Here is a 26,694-nt window from a genome sequence, read left to right as displayed (position 1 = left end):
TGACGGCACGAACCTTTCGCGCCACACCATACGCTGTATTTGCCTTAATAAACCTGGAAATTTCCGAGTCTCAGGCCAGCTCCCCTTTCACAAGAGGCACGAAGCGCACGGCTTCCACGGTATCGATAATAAACTCGCCGCCGCGTCGACGAACGCGCTTTAAAAGCTGATGTTCGTCCCCGACGGGCAAGACAAGAATGCCGCCTTCATCCAGCTGCGACAGAAGCGCGGCGGGAATTTCAGGCGGTGCTGCCGTAACGATAATGGCGTCGAACGGGGCGCGAGCCTTCCAACCCTGCCAGCCATCACCGTGTCGTGTCGAAACATTATGTAAATCAAGTTGTTTCAGGCGACGACGCGCCTGCCACTGCAACCCTTTAATGCGCTCAACGGAGCAAACATGGTGCACAAGGTGCGCCAGAATGGCCGTTTGATATCCCGACCCGGTGCCAATCTCCAGCACGCGTGATTCTGGCGTTAACTCCAGAAGTTCCGTCATGCGGGCCACCATGTAGGGCTGTGAAATCGTCTGGCCTTGGCCGATTGGCAACGCCACGTTTTCCCAGGCTTTATGTTCAAACGCCTCGTCGACAAACTTCTCACGGGGAACCTGAGCAAGCGCCTCAAGCACATGCTCGTCCGCGATCCCCTGAGCGCGTAACTGTTCCAGAAGAGTTTGTACACGTTTGCTTACCATTGCGCGTTCACTCCGACCCGATCCAGCCAGTCCGATACCACATCATGCGCGCTGTAAGCGGTTAAATCTACGTGCAAAGGAGTAACGGAAACATACCCTTCATCAACGGCCGCGAAGTCGGTATCGGGTCCCGCGTCGCACTTGTCGCCAGGCGGTCCAATCCAGTACAGCGTGTTCCCGCGCGGATCTTCCTGCGGGATCACCTTATCGGCCGGATGACGGCTGCCGCAGCGCGTCACGCGGATGCCTTTGATCTCGTCGAGCGGCAAATCAGGGACATTGATGTTGAGGATGCGCCCGGTGCGCAGCGGTTCGCGGCCAAGTGCGCGAAGAATGGAGCAGGTCACCGCCGCCGCCGTGTCGTAATGGGTATAGCCATTCAGCGACACCGCCAGCGCCGGGAACCCCAGGTGACGCCCTTCCATTGCCGCCGCGACGGTACCGGAGTAGATAACGTCATCGCCGAGATTAGGCCCGGCATTGATACCCGATACCACGATATCCGGACGTGGGCGCATCAGCGCGTTCACCCCCAGAAAGACGCAGTCGGTCGGCGTGCCCATCTGCACGGCAATATCGCCGTTATCAAAGGTAAACGTCCGAAGCGACGATTCCAGCGTTAAAGAGTTAGACGCGCCACTGCGGTTACGATCGGGAGCCACGACCTGCACATCCGCAAATTCGCGGAGGTGTTTCGCCAGCGTCTGAATACCTGGCGCATGGATCCCGTCATCGTTACTCAGCAATATTCGCATAATCACCCGACGTGTTGATAAGTTCCCTGACAACACTGGTGGCAAAACTGCCTGCCGGCAGCCAGAAGCGCAACTCAACGGTTACGTCATCCCACCAGTTCCAGCTCAGCTGTTGCGGATAGAGCAGCATCGCACGGCGTGCTGCCTCGACCTTTTCCCGCACCAGCAAGGATTGTAATTCCGGCGCATCCGCGACGGCAGCCTGTTCTGCGGCCAGCGCGCTCTCCTGCGTTCCCCAGTCGCCCTTGCCGGGCAAGGCTGCGGTAATCATCAGCGTTTTGGCGTCCACGCGCGCCTGGACATCGGCCAGCTCTTCAGCCGTTGCCACAAACCAGCTCCCGCGCCCCGCTAATTGTAGCGCATCGCCGACAACAACTTGATTCGCGTCCGGTTTTTTCAACCGCTCGCTCACCATCTGATTAAACAACGCACTGCGGGCCGCAGACAACCAAAAACTGCGTTTATTCCTGTCGCGTACCGGCGCATCGCTTTGCGCCCAGCGCAGTGCGCCCTGCAGGTTGCTGCCGCCAATGCCAAAGCGCTGCGCGCCAAAGTAGTTCGGCACGCCCTGCTCGCGGATGGCGTTCAGCCGTTTTTCCACGTCATCGCGGTTTGTAACTTCGCGTAAAATCACCGTGAACGCATTGCCTTTCAGCGCGCCCAGTCGCAGCTTGCGCTTGTGGCGGGCGTACTCCAGCACTTTACAGCCTTCAAGCTCAAATTGGCTTAAATCGGGCATGGCATTGCCCGGCACACGGGCGCAGATCCACTGTTCAGTAACGGCATGTTTGTCTTTCTGCCCGGCGAAGCTCACTTCACGGGCGTGAATTTTCAGGAATTTTGCCAGCGCATCGGCGACGAAACGGGTATTGCAGCCGTTTTTCAGGATGCGAACCAGAATATGCTCGCCCTCGCCGTCCGGCTCAAAACCGAGGTCTTCCACCACCACAAAATCTTCCGGACTGGCTTTCAGCAGGCCGTGACCCTCGGGTTTTCCGTGCAGCCAGGTCAGGTTATCGAAATCGGTCATTTTGCCGCCTTCACCAGCAGCGCCACCGCTTCACAGGCAATGCCTTCGCCGCGACCGGTAAAGCCGAGCTTCTCGGTGGTGGTCGCTTTGACGTTGACATCATCCATGTGGCAGCCGAGATCTTCGGCGATAAACACGCGCATCTGTGGAATATGCGGCAGCATTTTAGGGGCCTGGGCGATAATGGTTACGTCAACGTTGCCGAGGGTATACCCCCTGGCCTGGATGCGACGCCAGGCTTCGCGCAGCAGCTCGCGGCTGTCCGCCCCTTTAAATGCCGGATCGGTGTCCGGGAACAGTTTGCCGATATCGCCAAGCGCAGCGGCACCGAGCAGCGCGTCCGTCAGGGCATGGAGCGCGACGTCGCCATCAGAGTGCGCCAGCAGACCTTTTTCATAAGGAATGCGTACGCCGCCAATGATAATTGGGCCTTCTCCGCCAAAGGCGTGTACATCAAAACCGTGTCCAATTCGCATTATGCCTTCTCCTGAGGGGTCGAACGGGTAAGATAAAATTCCGCGAGCCGTAAATCTTCCGGGCGCGTGACTTTGATATTATCAGCGCGGCCTTCGATAAGCTCAGGGTGGAAACCGCAATACTCCAGCGCAGAGGCTTCGTCCGTAATGGTCGCACCTTCTTTGAGCGCCCGCGTCAGGCAGTCATGGAGTAATTCACGGGGGAAAAACTGCGGCGTTAACGCGTGCCATAAATCGACGCGTTCAACGGTATGGGCGATAGCCTGCTTGCCCGGTTCGGCGCGCTTCATGGTGTCGCGCACCGGGGCGGCCAGAATGCCACCGACGCGGCTGGTTTCGCTAAGCGCCAGCAGGCGCGCCAGGTCGTCCGGGTGCAGGCACGGGCGCGCGGCGTCATGCACCAGCACCCACTGCGCGTTTCTGGCGGCCTGAATGCCAGCCAGCACGGAATCGGCGCGTTCGGCACCGCCATCAACAACCGTAATCTGCGGATGATTTGCCAGCGGCAGCTGTGCAAAACGCACATCGCCCGGGCTGATTGCGATAACGACGTGGGTCACACGCGGGTGCGCCAGCAGCGCCGCCACGGCGTGCTCAAGGATCGTTTTATCGCCAATTGAGAGATACTGCTTGGGACATTCTGTCTGCATGCGCCGGCCAAAACCCGCGGCCGGCACCACGGCGCATACGTCCGAAAAAGTTACTGCCATGTCGTAATCCTGGGCCTGATTATCGATTGTTTTGTGCTGAGCCCTGATTGCGTTTAGACGCATCCGGAACCAGACGATAAAAGGTTTCGCCCGGCTTAGTCATACTGAGTTCATTGCGTGCGCGTTCCTCAATCGCCTCCTGACCGCCATTGAGGTCGTCAATTTCAGCAAAGAGTTGATCGTTTCGCGCCTTAAGTTTGGCGTTTGTTGCCTGCTGTGCCGCGACGTCATCGCTCACCCGGCTGTAGTCGTGCAGTCCGTTTTTACCGAACCACAGCGAATATTGCAGCCAGACCAGCAAAGCCAGCAACAGCAGCGTTAGTTTACCCATCCTGCCCCCTGAAAAACGGCATCCTCATCCCAAAACGCCCCTGGACTCTACGCCGGGGTCACAGAGATGCCGCAATATCGCGGGCAAATGTACCACATTTTTTTTGCAGAATCGCCCTGCACAATATCGTCATACTGTTGGTTACGGTTTGAATTATGGCTGAAGTTAGCCCATGAGCCACAAAAATAACAGGCCAAACATCAGGACCACCGTCACAATCGTGACAACGGTGCTGTACAGCAGTTTGCCATTGAGCAGGGAGTGCAGCGCAATGCCGACCACCACCGCGACAGGCATCAGCGCGAGGAAGAAAGGCCAGGTATAGAGGAAGAAGAACAGCGTGTTACCGCCGTAGATGAGAAACGGAATTCCCAGCGCCAGTAGCCACGAGACGAAGCCGACGAAAGCCCCAGGAAAGGACCAGGTCGTCTCGTCGTCGGTGGTTAACGGCTCCGACCCGGTGGTGATAATGTAGTTTTCACTGTTACGCATAGCTAATCCTGTGACCGTGACTCATCGTTCGGGAAATCGGCTCCCGAACGATACCGCCTCAGGATCTGATAATATCGTCCCGCCTGAGCAGGTCTAATAATTGGCTTACTAAATTTGTTACCAATTGTTGACCATCCAGATGAATCTCTGGGGAATCAGGCGCTTCGTAAACCGCGTCAATGCCGGTGAAATTTCGCAGTTCGCCCGCCCGCGCTTTCTTGTACAGCCCTTTCGGATCGCGCGATTCGCAAATCTCCAGCGGGGTATCGACGAACACTTCGATAAAGCGATGGTGCCCGACGCGCTCGCGTACCATCTGGCGCTCGGCGCGGTGCGGTGAGATAAACGCGGTGAGCACCACCAGCCCGGCATCTGCCATCAGGCTGGCAACTTCCCCCACACGGCGGATATTCTCTTTGCGGTCTTCATCACTGAACCCTAAATCACTGCACAGGCCGTGGCGCACGTTGTCACCGTCCAGCAGGTAAGTGCTTACCCCCTGCTGATGTAACGCCTCTTCCAGCGCACCCGCGACCGTCGATTTCCCCGAGCCGGACAGCCCGGTAAACCACAGCACAACCCCACGATGGCCGTGGAGTTGTTCGCGCTGGGCAACGGTGACCGGATGAGGATGCCAGACGACGTTCTCATCGTGAGCGGCCATTACTTGCCTCCCAGCAAATCGCGCGCGCCCCAGTGCGGGAAGTGCTTACGCACCAGCGCGTTTAGCTCCAGCTCAAAGGCGCTGAATTCAGCGCTCACCGCAGCCTGCGCGTTTGGCTCTCGCACCATTCCGGCACCCACGGTGACGTTCGTCAGCCTGTCGATCACGATCAGCCCGCCCGTGACCGGGTTCTGCTGATAAGGATCCAGCACCAGCGGCTCGTCGAACGTGAAGTCCACCAGACCGATACCGTTCAGCGGCAGTTCATTGACGTCGCGCTGGGTCAGGTTGTTGATATCAACCTGATACTGAATACCGTCCACCCGGGCACGGGTTTTCTTGCCCACGATTTTGATGTCGTAGCTTTGCCCCGCGGTCAGCGGCTGCTCGGCCATCCACACCACGTCGACAGACGCGCCCTGCACCGCCGCCAGCGTTTCACTGACGTCGACCAGCAGATCGCCGCGGCTGATATCAATTTCGTCTTTCAGCACCAGCGTCACCGCTTCGCCAGCTCCCGCTTCCGGCAGGTCTCCATCAAAGGTGACGATGCGGGCAACCGTGGATTCCACGCCGGACGGCAGCACTTTTACGCGCTGGCCAACCTGCACGGTGCCGGAGGCAACCGTGCCCGAGAAGCCGCGGAAATCGAGGTTAGGCCGGTTAACATACTGCACCGGGAAGCGCATCGGCTGTGTCTCAACCACGCGCTGAATTTGCACGGTTTCAAGCATCTCCAGCAGCGTCGGGCCGGTGTACCACGGCATGCTGGCGCTCTGGGAGGCAACGTTATCCCCTTCGAGCGCGGAAAGCGGCACGAAACGAATATCGAGATTGCCCGGCAGCTGTTCGGCAAAGGTCAGATACTCTTCACGGATCCGGTTGAAGGTCTCTTCGCTGTAGTCCACCAGGTCCATTTTGTTGACCGCCACCACCAGATGTTTGATCCCCAGTAGCGTAGAGATGAAGCTGTGACGGCGGGTCTGATCCAGCACGCCTTTGCGGGCATCCATCAGCAGGATCGCCAGGTCGCAGGTGGACGCACCGGTCGCCATGTTGCGGGTGTACTGCTCGTGTCCCGGCGTGTCGGCAATAATAAATTTACGCTTCTCAGTAGAGAAATAGCGGTAGGCCACGTCGATGGTGATGCCCTGCTCGCGCTCCGCCTGCAGGCCGTCCACCAGCAGCGCCAGGTCGAGCTTTTCGCCCTGAGTCCCGTGACGCTTGCTGTCGTTATGCAGCGACGAGAGCTGATCTTCATAAATCTGGCGCGTGTCGTGCAGCAGGCGGCCAATCAGGGTACTTTTCCCGTCATCGACGCTGCCGCAGGTCAGAAAGCGCAGCAGGCTTTTATGCTGCTGAGCATGCAGGTAGGCTTCAACCCCGCCTTCATCGGCAATTTGTTGTGCAATCGTGGTGTTCATGGCGGCTCCTTAGAAATAACCCTGACGTTTCTTCAGCTCCATGGAGCCTGCCTGGTCGCGGTCAATCACGCGGCCCTGTCGTTCACTAGTGGTCGAGACCAGCATCTCTTCGATGATCTCCGGCAGCGTTTGCGCACTGGATTCCACCGCGCCGGTCAACGGCCAGCAGCCGAGCGTCCGGAAGCGCACCATCCGTTTTTTGATCACCTCGCCCGGCTGCAGGTCGATGCGATCGTCGTCGATCATCATCAACATGCCGTCACGTTCCAGCACCGGACGTTCGGCGGCCAGGTACAGCGGAACGATGTCGATATTTTCCAGGAAAATGTACTGCCAGATATCCAGCTCGGTCCAGTTGGAGAGCGGGAAGACGCGAATGCTTTCACCCTTGTTAATCTGGCCGTTGTAGTTGTGCCACAGTTCCGGGCGCTGGTTTTTCGGGTCCCAGCGGTGGAAACGGTCGCGGAAGGAGTAGATACGCTCTTTGGCGCGGGATTTTTCTTCATCACGGCGCGCGCCGCCAAAGGCCGCGTCAAAACCGTATTTATTCAGCGCCTGCTTCAGCCCTTCGGTTTTCATGATGTCAGTGTGTTTTGCGCTGCCGTGCACGAACGGGTTAATGCCCATCGCCACCCCTTCCGGGTTTTTATGCACCAGCAGCTCGCAGCCATAGGCTTTGGCGGTACGGTCGCGGAACGCGTACATCTCACGGAATTTCCAGCCGGTATCAACGTGCAGCAGCGGGAACGGCAGCGTGCCCGGATAAAACGCTTTACGCGCCAGATGCAGCATTACGCTGGAGTCTTTGCCGATGGAGTACATCATCACCGGATTAGAGAACTCGGCCGCCACTTCGCGGATAATATGGATACTTTCCGCTTCGAGCTGCCGCAGGTGAGTAAGTCGTTTTTGGTCCATAACCGTTCCTTAAGCCAGAGTCACCACAGAAGAACGGAGGTTCTCTGCGTCTGTTGTATGTTGAAACCAGGCGAGCGTGTCGTGCAGCTGCACCACTTCCCCCACCACGATCAGGGCGGGCATGGGCGCGTCTTTCGCGAGGCGTGCAAGATCGTGTAATGTGCCGGTCGCAACGTGCTGATCGACGCGCGTGCCGCGTGAAATCACGGCAACGGGCGTCGTGGCGTCGCGACCGTGCTGAATAAGCTGTTCGCTGATGTCGGCCGCTTTCATGGTGCCCATGTAGATCGCCAGCGTCTGACGGCTCTGGGCCAGATGCGACCAGTCAAACGGCGTGCTGTCGGCCTTGTAATGGCCGGTGACAAAAGTCACGCTCTGGGCATAATCGCGATGCGTCAGCGGAATGCCGGCGTAGGCCGTGACGGCGGAAGCCGCCGTAATGCCGGGCACCACCTGGAACGGTACGCCCGCGTCGGCCGCCGCCTGCAGCTCCTCGCCGCCGCGCCCGAAGATAAAGGGATCGCCGCCCTTCAGGCGCACCACGGTTTTGCCCGCTTTTGCCGCCGCAACCAGCATTGCATTGGTCTCATGCTGCGCCACCGAGTGCTCACCGGCGCGTTTGCCCACGCAGATTTGCTCTGCGTCGCGGCGGATCAACTCGCGCACGCCGTCGGTGACCAGATGATCGTAAAAGACGACATCCGCCTGCTGGATCACCTGCAGGCCGCGCAGGGTCAACAGCCCCGCATCGCCCGGCCCGGCACCCACCAGAATAATCTCCCCCTGCGCCTGCTCGGGCTGCGTCAGCGAGGCTTCAAGCACCTCCCCCGCCTCACGTTCATTGCCCGCGGCCATCAGGCTGGCGAAGCGTCCCCGGAAGGCACGATCCCAGAATCGACGGCGTCCGTCGGTGGTTTTCACCTGCGTTTTGAGCCGCTCGCGGAAGTTCCCTGCCACCTCGGCCATCCGTCCGAGGCTTGCGGGAAGCAGCGCTTCAAGCTTTTCACGCAGCAGGCGCGCCAGCACGGGCGCATTCCCACCGGAGGAGATAGCAATCAGCAGCGGGGAACGATCGACAATAGAGGGAAAGATAAATGAGCAGAGCGGCTGGTCATCCACCACGTTGACCAGTCGGTGGCGCGCATTGGCGGCGTCGAAGACCCGGCGATTAACCGCGCGATCGTCGGTGGCGGCAATCACCAGCACCACGTTATCGAGCAATGAGTCGTGAAAATCCTCGCCTTCGATCACCTGTACGCACGCGCCAGCCCGCCGCAAAAAGGCAATTTTGCGTTCGGCGATCTCGCCCGAGCCAACAACCAGCACCGGACGATCTTTAATGGCAGCAAATAAAGGCAGGTAATCCACAACGCGACAGCTCAACTAAAAATGAGGAATAGAGGGACTATAGGGGGCGGTTTAGAACGAATGAAATTACGAATTGGAATGAGTAGTTACTCAATGGAATAACGCCTCAGAAAAGCAAATATCAAAAAGTGCTTAACTCGCGAAAATTCGGGCATTTAAGCGCAATTCAAATTGTGTATACCGGATCACAGTTTCATACTACGCGAGTTAAAATTTTGCTCTGTTTTAAGGACTCACTATGTTTTCCGCAACGCGCCACCGTATTGCTGCTCTGGCGTTCGGCGTTTGCTTTATTTTTGCGGCTCAGGCCAAAAATACACCGCTGGGCGAAATCGCGAACCAGCAGGCGCGGCATATTGCGACGGTCTTTCCTGGCCGCATGACCGGCACGCCCGCCGAGATGCTCTCCGCCGACTATATTCGCCAGCAGTTTGCCGATATGGGCTATCAGAGCGATATCCGCTCATTTCACAGCCGCTATATCTATACCTCACGCAATAAAATGAAAAACTGGCACAACGTGACCGGCAGTACCGTCATTGCCGCGCATGAGGGGAAATCAGCCGAACAGATTATCATCATGGCGCATCTCGATACCTTTGCGCCGATGAGTGACGCCGACACCGATAATAATCTCGGCGGGCTGACGTTACAGGGAATTGACGATAACGCGGCGGGGCTGGGCGTCATGCTTGAGCTGGCCGAACGGCTGAAAAATATCCCGACGAAATACGGCATTCGTTTTATTGCGACCAGCGGCGAAGAGGAAGGAAAACTCGGCGCTGAGAATCTCCTTAAGCGCATGAGCAATGACGAGAAGAAAAATACGCTGCTGGTGATTAACCTCGATAACTTGATCGTTGGCGATAAGCTTTATTTCAATAGCGGACAGAGCACCCCGAGCACCGTGCGTAAATTAACGCGCGACAGGGCGCTGGCTATTGCACGCAGTCACGGGGTCTATGCCTCTACGAACCCTGGCGGTAACCCGGATTACCCTAAAGGCACCGGCTGCTGCAACGACGGTGAAGTGTTTGATAAAGCGGGGATCCCGGTCCTGTACGTCGAGGCCACCAACTGGGGGCTGGGTCAAAAAGATGGCTATCAGCAGCGCGCTAAATCAAAATCCTTCCCCGATGGAACAAGCTGGCATGATGTCAGGCTGGATAACCAGCAGCACATTGACAGTGCCCTACCGAAACGGATTGAGCACCGCAGCCGCGACGTCGTGAAGGTGATGCTGCCGCTGGTGAAGGAGCTGGCGAAAGCAGGGAAAGCCTGAGGTTTTTTAGTATCGTGGGGCCAGATGCCCTCACCCCCCCCTCTCCCACAGGGAGAGGGAGCAAACCCCCATCACCCGTAGGCCTGGTAAGCGCAGCGCCACCGGGCAAAGGCTTAAGCACGGTCTGATGCCCTCCCCCACAGGGAAAGGACTGAAAGCTGATCACCCTTCGTGCAACCCGCATTCGCGCTTCAGCCCGAAGAAGCGCGTCTCTTCTTCGGCCATGCCCGGCTCCCATTTACGCGTGGTGTGGGTATCCCCTACCGACAGATAGCCTTCATCCCACAGCGGATGGTATTTCAACCCGTGTTTTTGCAGATACTGGTATACCGTCCGGTTATCCCAGTCGATGATTGGCAGCACCTTAAACACGCCGCGCTGCACCGCCAGTACCGGCAGCGAGGCCCTGCTACCGGACTGCTCGCGACGCAAACCGGCAAACCAGGTTTGCGCATTCAGCTCTTTTAACGCCCGGTTCATCGGCTCGACCTTGTTAAGCTCATTGTATTTCTCAATGCCCTCAACGCCCTGCTCCCACAGCTTGCCGTAGCGTGCCTCCTGCCAGGCCGCGCTTTCCGTCGCGCGGTAGACCTTCAGGTTCAGCTTGAGCTTGTCCGTCAGTTCGTCAATAAACCGGTAGGTTTCCGGGAACAGGTAGCCGGTATCGGTGAGGATCACCGGAATGTCCGGGCGGATCTGGTTCACCAGATGCAGGCTGACCGCCGCCTGGATACCGAAGCTCGACGAGAGCACATAGTCACCCGGCAGGTTTTCCAGCGCCCACGCCACGCGCCCTTCGGCGTCCAGCGTTTCGAGATGCGCGTTGGTTTCTGCGAGAGCCAGAATACGTTCGACTTTTGGCAATGCGTTAAGCGCGTTTAGATCGAGTACGGACATAAAGACCTCGTTAGCCTGTTTTCCGGGCGGCACGGCGTATGCCCGGCCTACAACACCTGTTAAACCGTCGGGATGTTACTCCCAAAAATCCCGTGCGGGATCGAGCACCGGGCGGATGATGCCCGCACGTACCGTAAAGTCGCCGAAGCCTTCACCCGCTTCGCGCTCTTTCGCCCAGCGCCCGACAAGCTGGTCAATGGAATCGAGAATTTCCGGCTCCGTGATGTTTTCGCGGTACATCCGTGGAATACGTGTCCCCATACGGTTACCGCCAAGGTGAACGTTGTAGCGGCCCGGCGCTTTGCCAACCAGCCCCAGCTCGGCCAGCATCGCACGGCCACAGCCGTTCGGGCAGCCGGTAACGCGCATAACAATATGCTCGTCCGGGATACCGTATTTTTGAAGAATCGCTTCGACCTTGTCGGTAAACGATGGCAGGAAGCGTTCCGCCTCGGCCATCGCCAGCGGGCAGGTCGGGAATGACACGCAGGCCATCGAGTTTTCGCGCTGCGGCTTCACGGCGTTCATCAATCCGTGTTCCCGCGCCAGCGCCTCGATCGTCGCCTTCTGGTTTTCCGGCACGCCGGCAATAATCAGGTTCTGGTTAGCGGTAATGCGGAACTCGCCCTGGTGAATTTTTGCAATTTCCAGCAGACCGGTTTTCAGCGGACGGCCCGGATAATCCTGGATACGGCCATTTTCGATAAACAGCGTCAGGTGCCAGTTATCGTCGATACCTTTCACCCAGCCAATGCGGTCGCCGCGACCGGTGAATTCATAAGGACGGATCGGTTCAAATTTAATACCTGCGCGACGCTCCACTTCCTCTTTGAACGTCTCAACGCCCACGCGCTCAAGGGTGTATTTGGTTTTGGCATTCTTACGGTCGGTACGGTTTCCCCAGTCGCGCTGGGTCGTAACCACCGCTTCCGCGACGGCCAGCGTGTGCTCCAGCGGCAGGTAGCCAAACTCGCTTGCGGTACGAGCGTAGGTTTTCTTATTCCCGTGTTCAATGGAGAGACCACCGCCCACCAGCAGGTTAAAGCCGACCAGCTTGCCGTTTTCAGCGATCGCCACGAAGTTCATGTCATTGGCGTGCAGATCGATATCGTTCTGCGGCGGGATCACCACCGTGGTTTTGAACTTACGCGGCAGATAGGTCTGGCCGAGGATCGGTTCTTCGTCGGTGGTCGCGACTTTTTCCTGATCGAGCCAGATCTCCGCATAGGCGCGGGTGCGCGGCAGCAGATGTTCGGAGATCTTCTTCGCCCATTCGTAGGCTTCGGCATGCAGCTCGGACTCGTACGGGTTCGAGGTGCAGAGCACGTTACGGTTCATGTCGTTGGCGGTCGCCAGCGCGTCCAGGCCCACGGAGTGCAGCATCTGATGCACCGGTTTGACGTTCTTCTTCAGAATGCCGTGGAACTGGAAGGTCTGACGGTTGGTCAGACGGATGCTGCCGTAAATAGTGTTTTCACCGGCAAACTTGTCGATCGCCTGCCACTGTTTCGTGGTGATCACCCCACCCGGTAGGCGGCAGCGCAGCAGCATCGCGTGGCGCGGCTCCAGCTTCTGCTCCGCGCGCTCGGCGCGGATATCGCGGTCGTCCTGCTGGTACATTCCGTGGAAACGGATCAGCAGGAAGTTATCGCCTTTGAAACCGCCGGTCAGACCGTCGTTCAAATCTTCGGCAATGGTGCCGCGCAGGTAGTTGCTCTCTACCTTCATGCGCTCGGCATCAGACAGTTTGCCTTCGACCACCAGTGGGCCAGGATGTTTTTCGCTCATTAGTAGACATCTCGCTGATAACGGCGCTCAACGCGCAGCTCACTTAAAAACTCGTCCGCCGTTTCGACGTCCATACCGCCGAATTCGGCAATCACTTCCAGTAACGCCTGCTCAACGTCTTTCGCCATGCGATTGGCGTCGCCGCAGACATAAATGTGGGCACCGTCATTGATCCAGCGCCACAGCTCTGCGCCCTGTTCGCGCAGTTTGTCTTGTACGTAGACTTTTTCTTTTTGGTCGCGAGACCAGGCCAGGTCGATGCGCGAGAGCACGCCCTCTTTGACATAGCGCTGCCACTCAACCTGATAGAGGAAATCCTCGGTAAAGTGCGGGTTGCCGAAGAACAACCAGTTTTTGCCCGGGGCCTCGTCCGCCGCGCGCTGCTGCATAAAGGCGCGGAACGGCGCGATGCCGGTGCCCGGGCCAATCATAATGACCGGTGTTTCCGGGTTGGCCGGCAGGCGGAAGTTATCGTTGTGCTCAATGAACACGCGCACGTCGCCCTCTTCCTCCACGCGGTCGGCCAGGAAACTCGAGGCGCCACCAGCCCGCGCGCGGCCTTCGATGTCGTAACGTACTACGCCCACGGTGACGTGCACTTCGTTTTCCACTTCTGCCTGCGAGGAGGCAATGGAGTACAGGCGCGGCGTCAGCGGACGCAGCAGGCCGATCAGGGCGTCGGCATCCAGCTGTGCCGGAGAGAAACGCACCATATCGACAATCGGCGTGGTCGCCGCGTAATGCTGCAGCTTCGCTTTATCGCCCACCAGCGGCAGCAGCGATTCGCTGCGCGTTAAGGTGGCGTAGTTCTCAACGATATTGGCGGTATTCACCGTCAGCTCAAAATGCCACTGCAGTGCTTCGGCAAGCGGCAGCGTTTTGCCGTCCAGGGTGACGGTTTCATCGCCCTTCAGCCACAGCAACTCCACCAGCTCGTTCACTAATGCAGGGTCGTTCTGATACCAGACGCCCAGCGCATCGCCCGGCTGGTAGCGCAGGCCAGAGTCGCCGAGATCGATTTCGATATGGCGAACGTCTTTTTCAGAGTCGCGACCGGTAATTTTCTGATTAACGGAGAGGCTCGCCGTCAGCGGCTCTTCTTTGGTATACGGGCTGGTGTGAATATCGTTCACTGCGCCAGCGGCGGTAACCGCCGCCTGGGCCGGGGACTCTTGCGGGACGCGCGATTTCAGCACGTCAACAATACGTGCACGCCACTCGGCCGCCGCGGGCTGGTATTCCACATCCGCATCCACGCGATCCAGCAGACGCTCTGCGCCCAGTTCCGCCAGCCTGCTGTCGAAATCTTTTCCGGACTGGCTGAAGAATTCATAGGAAGTATCCCCCAGGCCGAACACGGCAAAGGCGGTACCCTCAAGCTTAGGGGCTTTCTTCGAGAACAAGAACTTATGCAACGCTACCGCTTCTTCAGCGGGTTCACCTTCACCCTGGGTAGAGGCCACCACCACCAGCAATTTTTCCGACGCGATTTGTTTGAATTTATACTCCCCGGCATTCACCAGGTTCACGTTCAGTTTGGCTGCCAGCAGATCATCGCGAAGCTGCTCTGCCACGCGGCGCGCGTTACCCGTCTGCGAGGCGGAAATCAGCGTAATGGCCGGGGGTTGTGCGACAGCAGCAGGCGCCGTCGCCACAGCACCAGGCTGCTGGTTCAACATTCCCCAGAAATAGCCGGAGACCCAGGCGAGCTGTGTGGGTGAAAAATCAGTGGTCGCGGCCTGAAGGCGCGCCAGTTGCTCCGGGTTTAGCGGAAGCAAGTTTGAAGGTGGGGCCTGTGTTGTCATGCGTCGTTATGTTCCAGTAGCAAAGCGGACTTTAAGCGAATAAATCCAAACTGAAGATAAGGTTAACGGCGAGGATAATAACAATTAAAGAAGGGATGGAAATAATTAATAACCAAATGAACTAACCTGTTTTAGTTATCGTTCTTAACGATAAAAGCGATTAATTAAGTTACTGATATAGAAAAATAAAAACCATAATTTGGGTCACTTTTTGCAGCCGTCACTGTAAAGGCCGTTTTAGTTAATGCTAAAAAATGTGCTTTCCGGTACTATGCGGCGGTTTTTTCCGCATTATTTGAGAGTTCATGATGTCCACCACACTGTTTAAAGATTTCATCTTCGAAGCCGCACACCATCTTCCACACGTTCCCGCCGGGCACAAATGTGGCCGTCTGCACGGGCACTCTTTTATGGTGCGTCTTGAAATCACAGGTGAAGTCGATCCGCATACCGGTTGGATCATGGATTTCGCCGAGCTGAAAGCGGCGTTCAAACCGACGTACGATCGTCTGGATCACTACTATCTGAACGATATTCCGGGCCTTGAAAACCCGACCAGCGAAGTGCTGGCAAAGTGGATTTGGGATCAGGTGAAACCGCTGGTGCCGCTGCTCAGCGCGGTGATGATCAAAGAGACCTGCACGGCAGGCTGTATCTATCGCGGCGAGTGAAGCTAAGCGCCGGATGGCGACGCAAAGCGTCTTATCCGGCCTACAAAACAGGCCCGGTAAGCGCTAGCGCCACCGGGCTTTTTTTTAAGCAATATTCAGGTACTTATGCGTTTGCATAGACAGACGCCAGTTACGCGCAATGCAGGTTTCGATGCACAGGCGCGTGGCATCTTCTTTCTGGCTGATGGGCTGTAGCGCAATGATGCGCTGTTTTTCATCCGTCAGCGTCGCCAGCAGTTCGTCCAGGGCTTCGATATCCCGCACGCGGCCAACCGGATGTTTAATCTCATCCGCGCGCTCCAGCGCCTGAGACAGCACGTCGTATCCGCCGCGCATGTTTACCTTCGGCGAGACCGTGACCCAGGTCGTGTGAGAGCAGCGAACTTCATGGGTGCCGCTGGTTTCGATCTGGCAGCTATAGCCGTTCTTCTCAAGCAGTTCGGTCAACGGCATTAAGTCGTGAATGCAGGGTTCACCACCGGTGATCACCACATGGCGCGCCGTCCAGCCCTGACGGCCGATGATAGCCAGCAGATCTTCCGCGTTGCCCGCGCCCCACTTATCGCTCTCTTTGGTTTTCGCCAGAATGCTAAACAGCGACACTTCCCGATCTGCGAGTTTATCCCACGTATGTTTGGTATCACACCAGGCGCAGCCAACCGGGCATCCCTGTAAACGAATAAAAATAGCGGGAACGCCGGTAAAGTAACCCTCGCCTTGCAGGGTCTGGAACATCTCGTTAATCGGGTACTGCATAGTCAACTCTGTTAATGGGGTGAACACTAATTATCGCAGATGTTGCCCTCAAGGTCATCCGCGAGAGCTGCTTTAGCGCAGACATAAAAAAACCCGCCGAAGCGGGTTTTTATCAGAACGCAGGTTCAGGATTAAGCCTGACCTTTGATCTCTTTACGGCCGTTGTATGGTGCTTTTTCGCCCAGGGCTTCTTCGATACGAATCAGCTGGTTGTATTTAGCAACACGGTCAGAACGGCTCATAGAACCGGTTTTGATCTGGCCTGCAGCGGTACCCACTGCCAGGTCAGCAATGGTCGCATCTTCAGTTTCGCCAGAACGGTGAGAGATAACAGCGGTGTAGCCAGCGTCTTTCGCCATTTTGATCGCAGCCAGAGTTTCGGTCAGAGAACCGATCTGGTTGAATTTGATCAGGATGGAGTTAACGATGCCTTTCTCGATGCCTTCTTTCAGGATCTTGGTGTTGGTTACGAACAGGTCGTCACCAACCAGCTGGATTTTGTCGCCCAGTACTTTGGTCTGGTATGCGAAACCATCCCAGTCAGACTCGTCCAGACCGTCTTCGATAGAAACGATTGGGTACTGTTTGGTCAGGTCTTCCAGGAAGTGAGTGAACTCTTCGGAGGTGAACGCTTTGTTGCCTTCGCCAGCCAGAACGTATTTACCGTCTTTGTAGAATTCAGATGCTGCACAGTCCATCGCCAGGGTGATGTCTTTACCCAGCTCGTAACCTGCTGCTTTTACCGCTTCAGCGATAACAGCCAGTGCTTCTGCGTTAGAACCCAGGTTTGGCGCGTAGCCACCTTCGTCACCTACAGCCGTGTTCATACCTTTAGCTTTCAGAACTTTCGCCAGGTTGTGGAACACTTCAGAACCCATACGTACCGCTTCTTTCAGGGTTTTCGCGCCAACTGGCTGAATCATGAATTCCTGAATATCAACGTTGTTGTCTGCGTGCTCACCACCGTTGATGATGTTCATCATTGGTACAGGCATGGAGTATTTGCCTGGGGTGCCGTTCAGTTCAGCGATGTGCTCGAACAGTGGCTGACCTTTAGCCGCAGCTGCCGCTTTGGCGTTAGCCAGAGACACGGCCAGGATTGCGTTCGCACCGAAGTTAGATTTGTTTTCAGTACCGTCCAGATCGATCATGATCTTGTCGATGCCAGCCTGGTCTTTGGCATCTTTGCCAAGGATTGCCTGAGCAATAGGGCCGTTTACAGCGCCAACAGCTTTCAGGACGCCTTTGCCCATGAAGCGGGATTTGTCGCCATCGCGCAGTTCCAGCGCTTCGCGGGAACCCGTAGAAGCACCTGATGGAGCAGCTGCCATACCGACGAAACCACCTTCCAGATGAACTTCAGCTTCAACGGTCGGGTTACCACGGGAGTCGATGATTTCACGACCGATGACTTTAACGATTTTGGACATTAGATTTTCCTCAGTACAAGTTAAACTAAAACTCCAGACAAACAACGCGTACCAAAGGTACGCGTTGCCGTTCTAACTTTTTTTACTTCGCCTGACGCTTCTGGTAATCGCTGGCGGCTTTCACGAAACCTGCAAACAGCGGATGCCCGTCACGCGGCGTTGAAGTAAATTCCGGGTGGAATTGGCAGGCAACGAACCACGGATGGTTTGGCACCTCGATGATCTCGACTAACTGATCGTCCCCGGAGCGGCCCGCAACGCGCAGGCCCGCAGCTTCAATCTGTTTCAACAACATGTTGTTGACTTCATAGCGGTGACGATGGCGCTCGGTAATGGTCGGTTCGCCATACAGCTTGCGAACCACGCTATCATCGGACAGCTGGCAGGCCTGTGCGCCAAGACGCATAGTGCCACCCAGATCGCTCTTCTCGGTACGGACTTCGACGTTACCTTCTTCGTCACGCCATTCAGTGATAAGCGCCACGACAGGGTACTTACAGTCTGGCACAAATTCCGTAGAGTTCGCGTTTTCCATCCCCGCGACGTTGCGCGCAAATTCTATCAGCGCAACCTGCATACCCAGGCAAATGCCGAGGTAAGGAATATTGTTTTCACGCGCATAGCGCGCGGTGGCGATCTTGCCTTCTACACCGCGGTAGCCGAAGCCGCCAGGGATCAGAATCGCATCCAGATCTTTCAGGATTTCGACGCCACGCGTTTCAACATCCTGCGAATCAATCAGCTTGATGTTCACAGAAACGCGGTTCTTCAGACCACCGTGTTTCAGCGCTTCGATAACTGACTTATAGGCATCTGGCAGTTCAATGTACTTACCTACCATACCGATAGTCACTTCGCCTGCCGGGTTCGCTTCTTCATAAATAACCTGTTCCCATTCAGACAGGTTAGCTTCCGGACAGTTCAAGCTGAATCGTTTACAAATATAATCGTCCAGGCCCTGTGATTTCAACAGGCCCGGGATTTTATAAATGGAATCGACGTCTTTCATTGAAATAACGGCTTTTTCCGGCACGTTACAGAACAATGCAATTTTCGCACGTTCGTTCGCTGGCACCGCGCGATCGGAGCGGCACACCAGGATATCTGGCTGAATACCAATAGAAAGCAGTTCTTTTACCGAGTGTTGCGTCGGTTTGGTTTTCACTTCACCTGCGGCTGCCATGTAAGGCACCAGCGTCAGGTGCATGAACAGCGCGTGCTCACGACCAATATCCACCGCCAGCTGGCGAATCGCTTCCAGGAACGGCAGGGATTCGATATCGCCTACGGTACCGCCGATTTCAACCAGCACCACGTCATGGCCTTCGCCACCGGCGACAATGCGCTCTTTGATGGCATTGGTAATGTGCGGGATAACCTGAACGGTCGCGCCCAGATAGTCGCCACGGCGCTCTTTACGCAGAACGTCAGAGTAGATGCGGCCAGTCGTGAAGTTGTTACGACGGGTCATTTTGGTGCGGATGAAACGCTCGTAGTGGCCAAGATCCAGATCGGTTTCAGCGCCGTCTTCAGTAACGAACACTTCCCCGTGTTGGATTGGACTCATGGTGCCCGGATCGACGTTGATGTACGGATCCAGTTTCATCATGGTCACATTGAGGCCACGGGCTTCAAGAATGGCTGCGAGGGAGGCTGCGGCAATGCCTTTACCCAGAGAGGATACGACCCCGCCGGTCACAAAAATATAGTTCGTTGTCATGCTGAACCTGAGAAGTTAGGGTGAAACGATGGAATAACCAGGACGGGAAAGTAGTATACCCGAACACGGCGAGCGCCACAAACATTCATTCTCCGTCTCCATTCCAGGCCATGACAAACATAAGGTGTGAGAAAATAGCCCCTTTTGGGTAAATGTTTTTGACGCAAATCAAGCGCTTGTCATTTAAAAAATCACACAAATTGCGCTTGATCGCAAAATACCGTTAGAGATCAGATTCCTGGCGTTTTACTTCCTGCCACACCTCTTCCATCACATCAAGGTCAATCCCGGTCATTTCCAGGCCGCGCGAGGCCACAATGCGTTCGACTTCACGAAAGCGTCGTTCAAACTTTATGTTGGCTTTTTGCAGCGCGGTTTCCGCTTTTACCCCCAGGTGGCGTGAAAGATTGACGGTGGCAAACAGCAGATCGCCCATCTCCTCCTCGAGTTTCGCCTCATCCACCACGGCCTGCTGCGCTTCGTGCATCACTTCATCAATTTCTTCATGCACTTTATCCAGCACCGGGCCGAGGGAGGTCCAGTCAAAGCCAACGGCAGAACAGCGTTTCTGAATTTTATGGGCGCGCATCAGCGCGGGCAGGTTCAGCGGGATGTCGTCCAGCGCAGAGTGTTGGGATTTTTCCGCGCGTTCGTCGCTTTTGATCGCTTCCCAGCGCGCCAGCACTTCCGTGCTGTTGCCCGCGGTGGCATCGCCAAAAATGTGCGGATGACGGCGCTCCAGCTTGTCGCTGATGGCGGCGCAGATATCGTCAAAGTTAAAACGCCCCTCTTCCTGCGCCATCTGGGCGTAGAACACCACCTGGAACAGCAGATCGCCCAGCTCGCCGCGCAGGTCGTCAAAATCTTCGCGAGAAATGGCGTCCAGCACTTCGTAGGTCTCTTCAAGCGTGTACGGGGCGATGGTCGCGTATGTCTGCTCTTTGTCCCACGGGCAGCCGTTTTCCGGGTCGCGCAGGCGTTTCATGATGCCGAGCAGGCGGTCGATTTGCGTCATAGTCTTTTCCATTAAAAAATAAGCCGGGTGGCGGCGAAGCCTTACCCGGCCTGCAGAAGAGTGTGTTTAACCGCCGTGAAGACGACGGGCGTCAATCACATCCGGCACCTGGTTCAGTTTGCCGAGCACGCGGCCCAGCACCTGCAGGTTGTAGATTTCGATAGTCATATCGATAGTGGCAAGCTGCTCGCGGGTATCACTGCGGCTGGCAACGCCCAGCACGTTCACCTTCTCGTTGGCGAGAATGGTGGTGATATCGCGCAGCAGGCCGCTGCGGTCGTTTGCGGTGACACGAACCACCAGCGAATACCCGGCGGAGTAGCTTTCGCCCCAGACGGCCTCCACGATGCGCTCCGGCGCGTGCGATTGCAGCTCGGCGAGCTGGTCGCAGTCGGAGCGGTGGATAGAGATCCCGCGCCCCTGGGTGATAAAGCCGACGATATCGTCGCCAGGGATCGGCTGACAGCAGCGGGCAATGTGGTGCATCAAGTTACCTACCCCTTCAACCACCACCCGGCCATTGTCTTTGCTGCGCTGCTGCGGGGCGTAGGTTTTCTGCTGAAGCTGCTTGAGCGCCGCCGCGTCCTGCTCTTCCGCACTCGGCTTGTTGAACTGCGCCTGCAGGAAGTTGACCATCTGGTTGAGACGGATATCCCCGCCGCCAATCGCCGCCAGCAGCTCGTCAAGCTCGTTAAAGTTGTAGCGCGGCAGCAGGAATTTCTCCGCCTCTTTCAGGCTGATGCCGATATGTTCCAGCTCGTCGTCAAGGATCTGGCGACCGGCAAGAATGTTTTTGTCACGATCCTGCTTGCGGAACCAGGCGTGAATTTTAGACCGTCCGCGGCTGGTGGTGACATAGCCCAGGTTCGGGTTAAGCCAGTCCCGGCTCGGGTTCGGCTGCTTCTGGGTGATGATTTCGATCTGGTCACCCATCTGCAGCTGATAGGTAAACGGCACAATGCGCCCGCCGATTTTCGCGCCGATGCAGCGGTGCCCCACATCGCTGTGAATGTGATAGGCAAAGTCGAGCGGCGTAGAGCCCGCCGGCAGATCGACAACGTCGCCTTTCGGCGTAAAGACGTACACCCGGTCGTCAAAGACCTGACTGCGTACTTCGTCGAGCATTTCACCGGAATCGGCCATCTCTTCCTGCCACGCAATCAGCTTGCGCAGCCAGGCGATGCGGTCTTCATGGCCGGAGCGCGCTCCGCCAGAGGAGCCTTCTTTGTACTTCCAGTGTGCGGCCACGCCCAGCTCGGCTTCTTCGTGCATCTGTTTGGTACGGATCTGGATTTCAACCGTCTTGCCGCCCGGGCCAAGCACCACGGTATGAATGGACTGATAGCCGTTCGGTTTCGGGTTGGCGACGTAGTCATCAAACTCGTCCGGCAGATGGCGGAAGTGAGTATGCACTATCCCCAGAGCGGCATAGCAGTCCTGCAGGCGCTCCGCCACGATCCGCACGGCGCGCACGTCAAACAACTCGTCAAAGGCGAGATGTTTTTTCTGCATTTTGCGCCAGATACTGTAGATGTGTTTCGGGCGGCCATACACTTCAGCCCGCACGTTCTCTTCTTTCATCGACTTGCGTAAGCCGCCGACAAACTCTTCGATGTAGTGCTCGCGGTCGATACGGCGCTCATGCAGCAGTTTCGCAATGCGCTTGTACTCCGCCGGGTGCAGATAGCGGAAGCAGTAATCTTCCAGTTCCCACTTCAGCTGGCCGATACCCAGGCGGTTGGCCAGCGGCGCATAAATATTGGTGCACTCCTTCGCGGCGAGCACGCGCTCGTCTTCCGGGGCATCTTTCACCTCGCGCAGGTGGGCAATCCGTTCCGCCAGCTTAATCACCACGCAGCGGAAATCATCTACCATCGCCAGCAGCATTCTACGCACGTTATCGACTTGATCCGACGAGACTGAATCGGTTTGCGCCGCTTTAAGCTGGCGAATGGCCGCCATATCCCGCACGCCGTGAATCAACGACACCACGGGTTTTCCGACGCTTTCAACCAGCACGTCTTCACTGACCACGTCCGCGTCTGCCAGCGGGAACAGAAGCGCTGCCTGCAGCGTTTCGATATCCATGTTCAGCATGGACAGGATTTCGACCATTTCGATGCCGCGCCACAGCAGGAGTTCGGCGTCAGGGTGCCCTGTGGTGGTGCGAAGACAATAGGCCCAGGTTTCGGTTAAGCGTTCACACGACTGCTGGCTGGAAATTCCCAGACTTGCGATCCATTTCTGTGGGTCAAACTCACCAGCTTTATTAAGATGTGCACTTCTTACCGCAACCATCGTCCTCTCCTTTAGGGACCAGGGCCTGTCGAAGTCGACAAGCCAAACTCATTAGATGTGCTCAAACAACACGATCGATTCCAGATGACCAGTGTGCGGGAACATGTCCAGCATTGCCAGACGCTGAATCTGGTAACCCCCGCTCACTAATGCTTCGCTGTCTCTGGCAAGCGTTGCCGGATTACAGGAAACATAGACCACACGCTTTGGCGCGAGTTTAATAATATGTTGCATGACCCCCGGCGCACCGGCGCGGGCCGGGTCGAGCAGGATCTTGTCAAAGCCCTGTCTTGCCCAGGGTTGTTGCGTGACATCATCCTCAAGATTTTGATGAAAGAATGTCACATTTTGCAACCCGTTCTCTCGGGCATTTTCCTGGCCTTTCGCCACCAGCGCCTCTACGCCCTCCACGCCAACCACGCTGGCAGCTTTCTGCGCCAGCGGCAGGGTGAAGTTCCCCATTCCGCAGAACAGGTCGAGCACGCGGTCGCTCTGTTGCACGTCCAGCCAGGCCAGTGCGGTAGCGATCATCTGCTGATTCACCCCGTCATTCACCTGGATGAAATCCCGTGGGCTGAACGTTAAGCGTAGCCCGTTTGAGGCGTACCAGGGGGCCTCTCCCGTAACCTGCTCCAGTATCTCGCTTTGCGGCGCAAGGAACAGGGCGAGATCCTGTGAATGCGAAAAGCGTTCCAGTTTTTCTCGATCTTTTTTCGACAGCGCAGCGGTATGGCGAAGCACCATCAGCGGACCGTTGTTCGCCAGCACCAGTTCGATATGTCCCAGATGACGCACGCCGTCTAGCGTAGAGAGACAAGCGTGCACGTCCGGAAGCAATGCCTCAAGACGGGGCACCAAAATGGGGCATTGCCTGATATCCACGATATCGCTGGAGGCCGCTTTACGAAAACCCATCTCCAGACGTGCTGTTTTGGGCTGGTAGCTGAGGCTCAGACGGGCACGGCGGCGGTAGCCCCAGGGCTGGTCGGCGATAATCTCGTCAACATCGTGTTTGATAAGGCGCGCCAGCGCGCGGCTTTTGCTCTCCTGCTGAAGGGCAACGCTCGCATGCTGCTGCTGACAGCCACCGCAGACGCCAAAGTACGGGCAACGTGGTGCGCGGCGTTCAGGGCTATCATTCAAACGGCGTTTCACCTGCCCACGGGCATACTGGCGCTTATCTTCCGTCAGGGTGATTTCTGCTCGTTCCGATGGCAGCAAACCTGCTATAAACAGAGCCTTGCCATTGTGCCGTGCAACACCCTGACCGAAGGGATCAAGTTCGGTGGCTTCAACAGTTATGATCTGACGCGTCGTCACGCGTCGCTTTGCAGAGTAGAATTGCGCCATTGCCGAGATTTTTCTCAAATAAACATAATTGTCCTAATTGTCCCATAACGGAACGCCATGACCAACTACAGCCTGCGTGCGCGCATGATGATTTTGATCCTCGCCCCGACCGTTCTCATCGGTTTGCTGCTGAGCATCTTCTTTGTCGTCCACCGCTATAACGATTTACAGCGGCAGCTGGAAGATGCGGGAGCGAGCATCATTGAGCCGCTCGCCGTCTCCAGCGAGTATGGGATGAACCTGCAAAACCGTGAATCCATCGGCCAGCTCATCAGCGTGCTGCATCGCCGTCACTCCGAGATCGTGCGCGCCATATCCGTGTATGACGAGCACAACCGTCTGTTCGTCACGTCGAATTTTCATCTCGATCCTGCCGAGCTGAAAATCCCGGACGGTTCGCCCTTCCCCCGCCATCTCACCGTGCTCCGGCGGGGCGATATTATGATCCTGCGCACGCCCATTATCTCAGAGAGCTATTCGCCGGATGAATCAGCCCTGTCTGACGCCAAGTCCAGCAGCAATATGCTGGGATACGTGGCGCTGGAGCTTGATCTGAAATCGGTCCGGCTGCAGCAGTACAAAGAGATTTTTATCTCGGGCCTGATGATGCTGTTCTGCATTGGCATCGCCCTGATTTTCGGCTGGCGGCTGATGCGCGACGTCACGGGGCCTATCCGCAACATGGTCAACACCGTTGACCGCATTCGCCGCGGCCAGCTCGACAGCCGCGTGGAAGGCTTTATGTTGGGCGAGCTGGATATGCTCAAAAACGGCATTAACTCAATGGCGATGTCGCTGGCGGCCTATCACGAAGAGATGCAGCATAACGTCGACCAGGCGACCTCCGATTTGCGCGAGACGCTGGAGCAGATGGAGATCCAGAACGTTGAGCTGGATCTCGCCAAAAAGCGCGCCCAGGAAGCGGCGCGTATCAAGTCTGAGTTCCTTGCCAATATGTCGCACGAGCTGCGTACTCCGCTCAATGGCGTGATCGGCTTTACCCGCCTGACGCTCAAAAGCGAGCTGAACCCCACTCAGCGCGATCACCTGCACACCATCGAACGGTCGGCCAATAACCTGCTGACCATCATCAACGACGTGCTGGACTTCTCGAAGCTGGAAGCCGGGAAGCTGATCCTTGAGAGCATTCCTTTCCCGCTGCGCAGCACGTTGGATGAAGTGGTGACGCTGCTTGCCCATTCATCGCACGATAAAGGGCTGGAGCTGACGCTCAACATCAAGAACGACGTGCCGGACAACGTGATTGGCGACCCGCTGCGTCTGCAGCAGGTCATCACCAACCTGGTGGGGAATGCCATTAAGTTTACCGAAAGCGGCAACATCGACATTCTGGTCGAGAAGCGGGCGCTGAGTAACAACAAAGTGCAGATTGAGGTGCAGATCCGTGACACCGGCATCGGCATTCCGGAGCGCGATCAGTCGCGCCTGTTCCAGGCGTTCCGCCAGGCGGATGCGAGTATTTCCCGCCGTCATGGCGGCACCGGGCTGGGGCTGGTCATCACTCAAAAACTGGTCAAAGAGATGGGAGGAGATATCTCCTTCCACAGCCAGCCGAATAAAGGCTCCACTTTCTGGTTCCACATTAACCTTGACCTGAACCCTAACGTGCTGACGGACGGCCCGATCACCGACTGCCTGAAAGGGATGCGTCTGGCCTACGTTGAGCCAAACGCGGCAGCCGCCCAGTGTACGCTGGACGTGCTAAGCACCACGCCGCTGGAGGTGATTTACAGCCCGACCTTCTCCGCGCTCGCCGTTGAACATTACGATATTTTGCTGATGGGTATTCCTGTCACCTTTACCGGTGAGTTGACCATGCAGCAGGAGCGCCTGGCAAAAGCCGCGGCGATGACCGACTACCTGCTGCTGGCGCTGCCCTGCCACGCGCAAATCAACGCGGAAGAGCTTAAAAACGACGGGGCCGCCGCCTGCCTTCTGAAACCGCTCACCGCCACACGGCTGCTGCCTGCGTTAACGGAATATTGTCGCCTGAGCAACCAGCCCCTGCCGCTGGTTAACGACGAACACAAATTGCCGATGACCGTGATGGCAGTGGACGACAACCCGGCAAACCTGAAGCTGATTGGCGTGCTGCTGGAAGATCAGGTGCAGCACGTTGAACTGTGCGACAGCGGCGCACAGGCGGTTGAACAGGCTAAACAGATGCAGTTCGATCTGATCCTGATGGACATTCAGATGCCGGGCATGGACGGCATTCGCGCCTGCGAACTGATCCGCCAGCTTCCACACCAGCAGCAGACGCCGGTCATTGCCGTCACCGCTCATGCGATGGCCGGGCAGAAAGAGAAACTCCTCAGCGCCGGGATGAATGATTATCTGGCAAAACCGATCGACGAAGAGAAGCTGCACAGCCTGCTGCTGCGCTATAAGCCCGGGCATATCGGCGGAACCTATACGTTTTCAGCCGAGCCCGCAGAGATTAGCGTCAATCAAAACGCGACCTTCGACTGGCAGCTGGCGCTGCGACAGGCGGCGGGTAAACCGGATCTGGCCCGCGAGATGCTGCAGATGCTGGTCGCCTTCCTGCCGGAAATTCGCAATAAAGTGGAAGAACAGCTGGTTGGCGAAAATCCTGACGGCCTGCTTGAGGCTATTCACAAGCTGCACGGGAGCTGCGGCTACAGCGGCGTACCGAGGCTGAAAAACCTGTGCCAGCTGCTGGAGCAGCAACTGCGGGCAGGTACGCCAGAATCGGAGCTTGAGCCAGAGTTCCTGGAGCTGCTGGATGAGATGGATAACGTCACGCGGGAAGCGATGAAGCTGTTGGGGAACTGA

23 protein-coding genes are annotated in these 26,694 nt (G+C 56.9%); 3 read left to right on the top strand and 20 right to left on the bottom strand.

Annotated elements, in window-relative coordinates; genetic code table 11:
• Positions 1 to 70 precede the first annotated feature (70 nt).
• The 11 genes from I6L58_RS17630 to cysG form a co-directional block, all read right to left on the bottom strand.
• The gene (locus tag I6L58_RS17630) at positions 71 to 697 is read right to left on the bottom strand and encodes a protein-L-isoaspartate(D-aspartate) O-methyltransferase (protein ID WP_006178229.1); all 627 of its coding nucleotides are present in this window, start codon (positions 695 to 697) and stop codon (positions 71 to 73) included.
• Complete coding sequence (gene surE / locus I6L58_RS17625) at positions 691 to 1,452, bottom strand: 5'/3'-nucleotidase SurE (RefSeq protein ID WP_006178231.1); 762 nt, start codon at positions 1,450 to 1,452, stop codon at positions 691 to 693. Before surE ends, I6L58_RS17630 begins: the two co-directional genes overlap by 7 nt.
• Entirely contained in the window at positions 1,433 to 2,482 is a 1,050-nt protein-coding gene (gene truD, locus I6L58_RS17620) for a tRNA pseudouridine(13) synthase TruD (protein WP_088208637.1), read from the bottom strand. The genes surE and truD overlap by 20 nt, the downstream gene beginning before the upstream one ends.
• Complete coding sequence (gene ispF, locus I6L58_RS17615; protein WP_006178233.1) at positions 2,479 to 2,958, bottom strand: 2-C-methyl-D-erythritol 2,4-cyclodiphosphate synthase; 480 nt, start codon at positions 2,956 to 2,958, stop codon at positions 2,479 to 2,481. Before ispF ends, truD begins: the two co-directional genes overlap by 4 nt.
• On the bottom strand, positions 2,958 to 3,668 hold the full coding sequence (gene ispD, locus I6L58_RS17610; protein ID WP_088208636.1) for a 2-C-methyl-D-erythritol 4-phosphate cytidylyltransferase: 711 nt from the start codon (positions 3,666 to 3,668) through the stop codon (positions 2,958 to 2,960). Before ispD ends, ispF begins: the two co-directional genes overlap by 1 nt.
• Positions 3,669 to 3,687: 19 nt before the next feature.
• Positions 3,688 to 3,999 (bottom strand): cell division protein FtsB, encoded by a 312-nt coding sequence (ftsB, locus tag I6L58_RS17605; RefSeq protein ID WP_003862095.1) that lies wholly within the window; start codon positions 3,997 to 3,999, stop codon positions 3,688 to 3,690.
• Positions 4,000 to 4,164: 165 nt separating this feature from the next.
• Complete coding sequence (locus I6L58_RS17600; RefSeq protein ID WP_006178238.1) at positions 4,165 to 4,491, bottom strand: DUF3561 family protein; 327 nt, start codon at positions 4,489 to 4,491, stop codon at positions 4,165 to 4,167.
• Between the two features lie 58 nt (positions 4,492 to 4,549).
• Positions 4,550 to 5,155 (bottom strand): adenylyl-sulfate kinase, encoded by a 606-nt coding sequence (gene cysC, locus I6L58_RS17595; protein WP_088208635.1) that lies wholly within the window; start codon positions 5,153 to 5,155, stop codon positions 4,550 to 4,552.
• Positions 5,155 to 6,579, bottom strand: coding sequence for a sulfate adenylyltransferase subunit CysN (cysN, locus tag I6L58_RS17590; protein WP_088208634.1), 1,425 nt, complete (start codon positions 6,577 to 6,579; stop codon positions 5,155 to 5,157). The genes cysC and cysN overlap by 1 nt, the downstream gene beginning before the upstream one ends.
• Positions 6,580 to 6,588: 9 nt before the next feature.
• Entirely contained in the window at positions 6,589 to 7,497 is a 909-nt protein-coding gene (gene cysD / locus I6L58_RS17585; RefSeq protein WP_006178246.1) for a sulfate adenylyltransferase subunit CysD, read from the bottom strand.
• 9 nt (positions 7,498 to 7,506) lie between these two features.
• A complete protein-coding gene (gene cysG, locus I6L58_RS17580; RefSeq protein WP_088208633.1) occupies positions 7,507 to 8,865 on the bottom strand; it encodes a siroheme synthase CysG in 1,359 nt (452 codons plus the stop codon).
• Positions 8,866 to 9,103: 238 nt separating this feature from the next.
• Here cysG and I6L58_RS17575 point away from each other — a divergent pair, with 238 nt between their 5' ends.
• A complete protein-coding gene (locus tag I6L58_RS17575) occupies positions 9,104 to 10,147 on the top strand; it encodes an aminopeptidase (RefSeq protein ID WP_088208632.1) in 1,044 nt (347 codons plus the stop codon).
• Positions 10,148 to 10,309: 162 nt separating this feature from the next.
• Here I6L58_RS17575 and cysH read toward each other — a convergent pair whose 3' ends face one another.
• The 3 genes from cysH to cysJ all read right to left on the bottom strand — a co-directional run bounded on the left by cysH (position 10,310) and on the right by cysJ (position 14,637).
• On the bottom strand, positions 10,310 to 11,044 hold the full coding sequence (gene cysH / locus I6L58_RS17570; protein WP_006178250.1) for a phosphoadenosine phosphosulfate reductase: 735 nt from the start codon (positions 11,042 to 11,044) through the stop codon (positions 10,310 to 10,312).
• Between the two features lie 75 nt (positions 11,045 to 11,119).
• On the bottom strand, positions 11,120 to 12,832 hold the full coding sequence (gene cysI / locus I6L58_RS17565; RefSeq protein ID WP_088208631.1) for an assimilatory sulfite reductase (NADPH) hemoprotein subunit: 1,713 nt from the start codon (positions 12,830 to 12,832) through the stop codon (positions 11,120 to 11,122).
• On the bottom strand, positions 12,832 to 14,637 hold the full coding sequence (gene cysJ / locus I6L58_RS17560) for an NADPH-dependent assimilatory sulfite reductase flavoprotein subunit (RefSeq protein WP_088208630.1): 1,806 nt from the start codon (positions 14,635 to 14,637) through the stop codon (positions 12,832 to 12,834). The genes cysI and cysJ overlap by 1 nt, the downstream gene beginning before the upstream one ends.
• Positions 14,638 to 14,942: 305 nt before the next feature.
• Between cysJ and queD the strand changes: the two genes are divergently transcribed.
• The gene (gene queD / locus I6L58_RS17555; RefSeq protein ID WP_167519829.1) at positions 14,943 to 15,308 is read left to right on the top strand and encodes a 6-carboxytetrahydropterin synthase QueD; all 366 of its coding nucleotides are present in this window, start codon (positions 14,943 to 14,945) and stop codon (positions 15,306 to 15,308) included.
• Positions 15,309 to 15,392: 84 nt separating this feature from the next.
• On the opposite strand, the gene queE is transcribed toward queD, so the two are convergent.
• The 6 genes from queE to rlmD form a co-directional block, all read right to left on the bottom strand.
• Positions 15,393 to 16,064 (bottom strand): 7-carboxy-7-deazaguanine synthase QueE, encoded by a 672-nt coding sequence (gene queE, locus I6L58_RS17550; RefSeq protein ID WP_006178255.1) that lies wholly within the window; start codon positions 16,062 to 16,064, stop codon positions 15,393 to 15,395.
• Between the two features lie 131 nt (positions 16,065 to 16,195).
• Positions 16,196 to 17,494, bottom strand: a complete 1,299-nt coding sequence (eno, locus tag I6L58_RS17545; protein ID WP_006178256.1) for a phosphopyruvate hydratase — start codon at positions 17,492 to 17,494, stop codon at positions 16,196 to 16,198.
• 82 nt (positions 17,495 to 17,576) lie between these two features.
• On the bottom strand, positions 17,577 to 19,214 hold the full coding sequence (gene pyrG, locus I6L58_RS17540; protein WP_006178258.1) for a glutamine hydrolyzing CTP synthase: 1,638 nt from the start codon (positions 19,212 to 19,214) through the stop codon (positions 17,577 to 17,579).
• A 223-nt stretch (positions 19,215 to 19,437) separates the two neighbouring features.
• Positions 19,438 to 20,229, bottom strand: coding sequence for a nucleoside triphosphate pyrophosphohydrolase (gene mazG, locus I6L58_RS17535; RefSeq protein ID WP_088208629.1), 792 nt, complete (start codon positions 20,227 to 20,229; stop codon positions 19,438 to 19,440).
• A 66-nt stretch (positions 20,230 to 20,295) separates the two neighbouring features.
• Positions 20,296 to 22,527: a GTP diphosphokinase gene (relA, locus tag I6L58_RS17530; protein ID WP_088208628.1), complete on the bottom strand. Its 2,232-nt coding sequence runs from the start codon at positions 22,525 to 22,527 to the stop codon at positions 20,296 to 20,298.
• A 51-nt stretch (positions 22,528 to 22,578) separates the two neighbouring features.
• Positions 22,579 to 23,877, bottom strand: a complete 1,299-nt coding sequence (rlmD, locus tag I6L58_RS17525; protein ID WP_088208627.1) for a 23S rRNA (uracil(1939)-C(5))-methyltransferase RlmD — start codon at positions 23,875 to 23,877, stop codon at positions 22,579 to 22,581.
• 57 nt (positions 23,878 to 23,934) lie between these two features.
• On the opposite strand from rlmD, the gene barA reads away from it, so the two are divergent.
• Positions 23,935 to 26,694, top strand: a complete 2,760-nt coding sequence (gene barA, locus I6L58_RS17520) for a two-component sensor histidine kinase BarA (RefSeq protein WP_006178263.1) — start codon at positions 23,935 to 23,937, stop codon at positions 26,692 to 26,694.

Source organism: Enterobacter cancerogenus (assembly GCF_019047785.1).
Lineage (GTDB): Bacteria > Pseudomonadota > Gammaproteobacteria > Enterobacterales > Enterobacteriaceae > Enterobacter > Enterobacter cancerogenus.
This window is presented reverse-complemented; position numbering and strand designations above follow the sequence as displayed.

Bases quoted from the DNA above. Each gene is read 5' to 3' on its own strand.
- I6L58_RS17630 (WP_006178229.1), bottom strand. From the start codon at position 697: ATGGTAAGCAAACGTGTACAAACTCTTCTGGAACAGTTACGCGCTCAG.
- surE (WP_006178231.1), bottom strand. From the start codon at position 1,452: ATGCGAATATTGCTGAGTAACGATGACGGGATCCATGCGCCAGGTATT.
- truD (WP_088208637.1), bottom strand. From the start codon at position 2,482: ATGACCGATTTCGATAACCTGACCTGGCTGCACGGAAAACCCGAGGGT.
- ispF (WP_006178233.1), bottom strand. From the start codon at position 2,958: ATGCGAATTGGACACGGTTTTGATGTACACGCCTTTGGCGGAGAAGGC.
- ispD (WP_088208636.1), bottom strand. From the start codon at position 3,668: ATGGCAGTAACTTTTTCGGACGTATGCGCCGTGGTGCCGGCCGCGGGT.
- ftsB (WP_003862095.1), bottom strand. From the start codon at position 3,999: ATGGGTAAACTAACGCTGCTGTTGCTGGCTTTGCTGGTCTGGCTGCAA.
- I6L58_RS17600 (WP_006178238.1), bottom strand. From the start codon at position 4,491: ATGCGTAACAGTGAAAACTACATTATCACCACCGGGTCGGAGCCGTTA.
- cysC (WP_088208635.1), bottom strand. From the start codon at position 5,155: ATGGCCGCTCACGATGAGAACGTCGTCTGGCATCCTCATCCGGTCACC.
- cysN (WP_088208634.1), bottom strand. From the start codon at position 6,579: ATGAACACCACGATTGCACAACAAATTGCCGATGAAGGCGGGGTTGAA.
- cysD (WP_006178246.1), bottom strand. From the start codon at position 7,497: ATGGACCAAAAACGACTTACTCACCTGCGGCAGCTCGAAGCGGAAAGT.
- I6L58_RS17575 (WP_088208632.1), top strand. From the start codon at position 9,104: ATGTTTTCCGCAACGCGCCACCGTATTGCTGCTCTGGCGTTCGGCGTT.
- cysH (WP_006178250.1), bottom strand. From the start codon at position 11,044: ATGTCCGTACTCGATCTAAACGCGCTTAACGCATTGCCAAAAGTCGAA.
- cysI (WP_088208631.1), bottom strand. From the start codon at position 12,832: ATGAGCGAAAAACATCCTGGCCCACTGGTGGTCGAAGGCAAACTGTCT.
- cysJ (WP_088208630.1), bottom strand. From the start codon at position 14,637: ATGACAACACAGGCCCCACCTTCAAACTTGCTTCCGCTAAACCCGGAG.
- queD (WP_167519829.1), top strand. From the start codon at position 14,943: ATGATGTCCACCACACTGTTTAAAGATTTCATCTTCGAAGCCGCACAC.
- queE (WP_006178255.1), bottom strand. From the start codon at position 16,064: ATGCAGTACCCGATTAACGAGATGTTCCAGACCCTGCAAGGCGAGGGT.
- eno (WP_006178256.1), bottom strand. From the start codon at position 17,494: ATGTCCAAAATCGTTAAAGTCATCGGTCGTGAAATCATCGACTCCCGT.
- pyrG (WP_006178258.1), bottom strand. From the start codon at position 19,214: ATGACAACGAACTATATTTTTGTGACCGGCGGGGTCGTATCCTCTCTG.
- mazG (WP_088208629.1), bottom strand. From the start codon at position 20,229: ATGACGCAAATCGACCGCCTGCTCGGCATCATGAAACGCCTGCGCGAC.
- relA (WP_088208628.1), bottom strand. From the start codon at position 22,527: ATGGTTGCGGTAAGAAGTGCACATCTTAATAAAGCTGGTGAGTTTGAC.
- rlmD (WP_088208627.1), bottom strand. From the start codon at position 23,877: ATGGCGCAATTCTACTCTGCAAAGCGACGCGTGACGACGCGTCAGATC.
- barA (WP_006178263.1), top strand. From the start codon at position 23,935: ATGACCAACTACAGCCTGCGTGCGCGCATGATGATTTTGATCCTCGCC.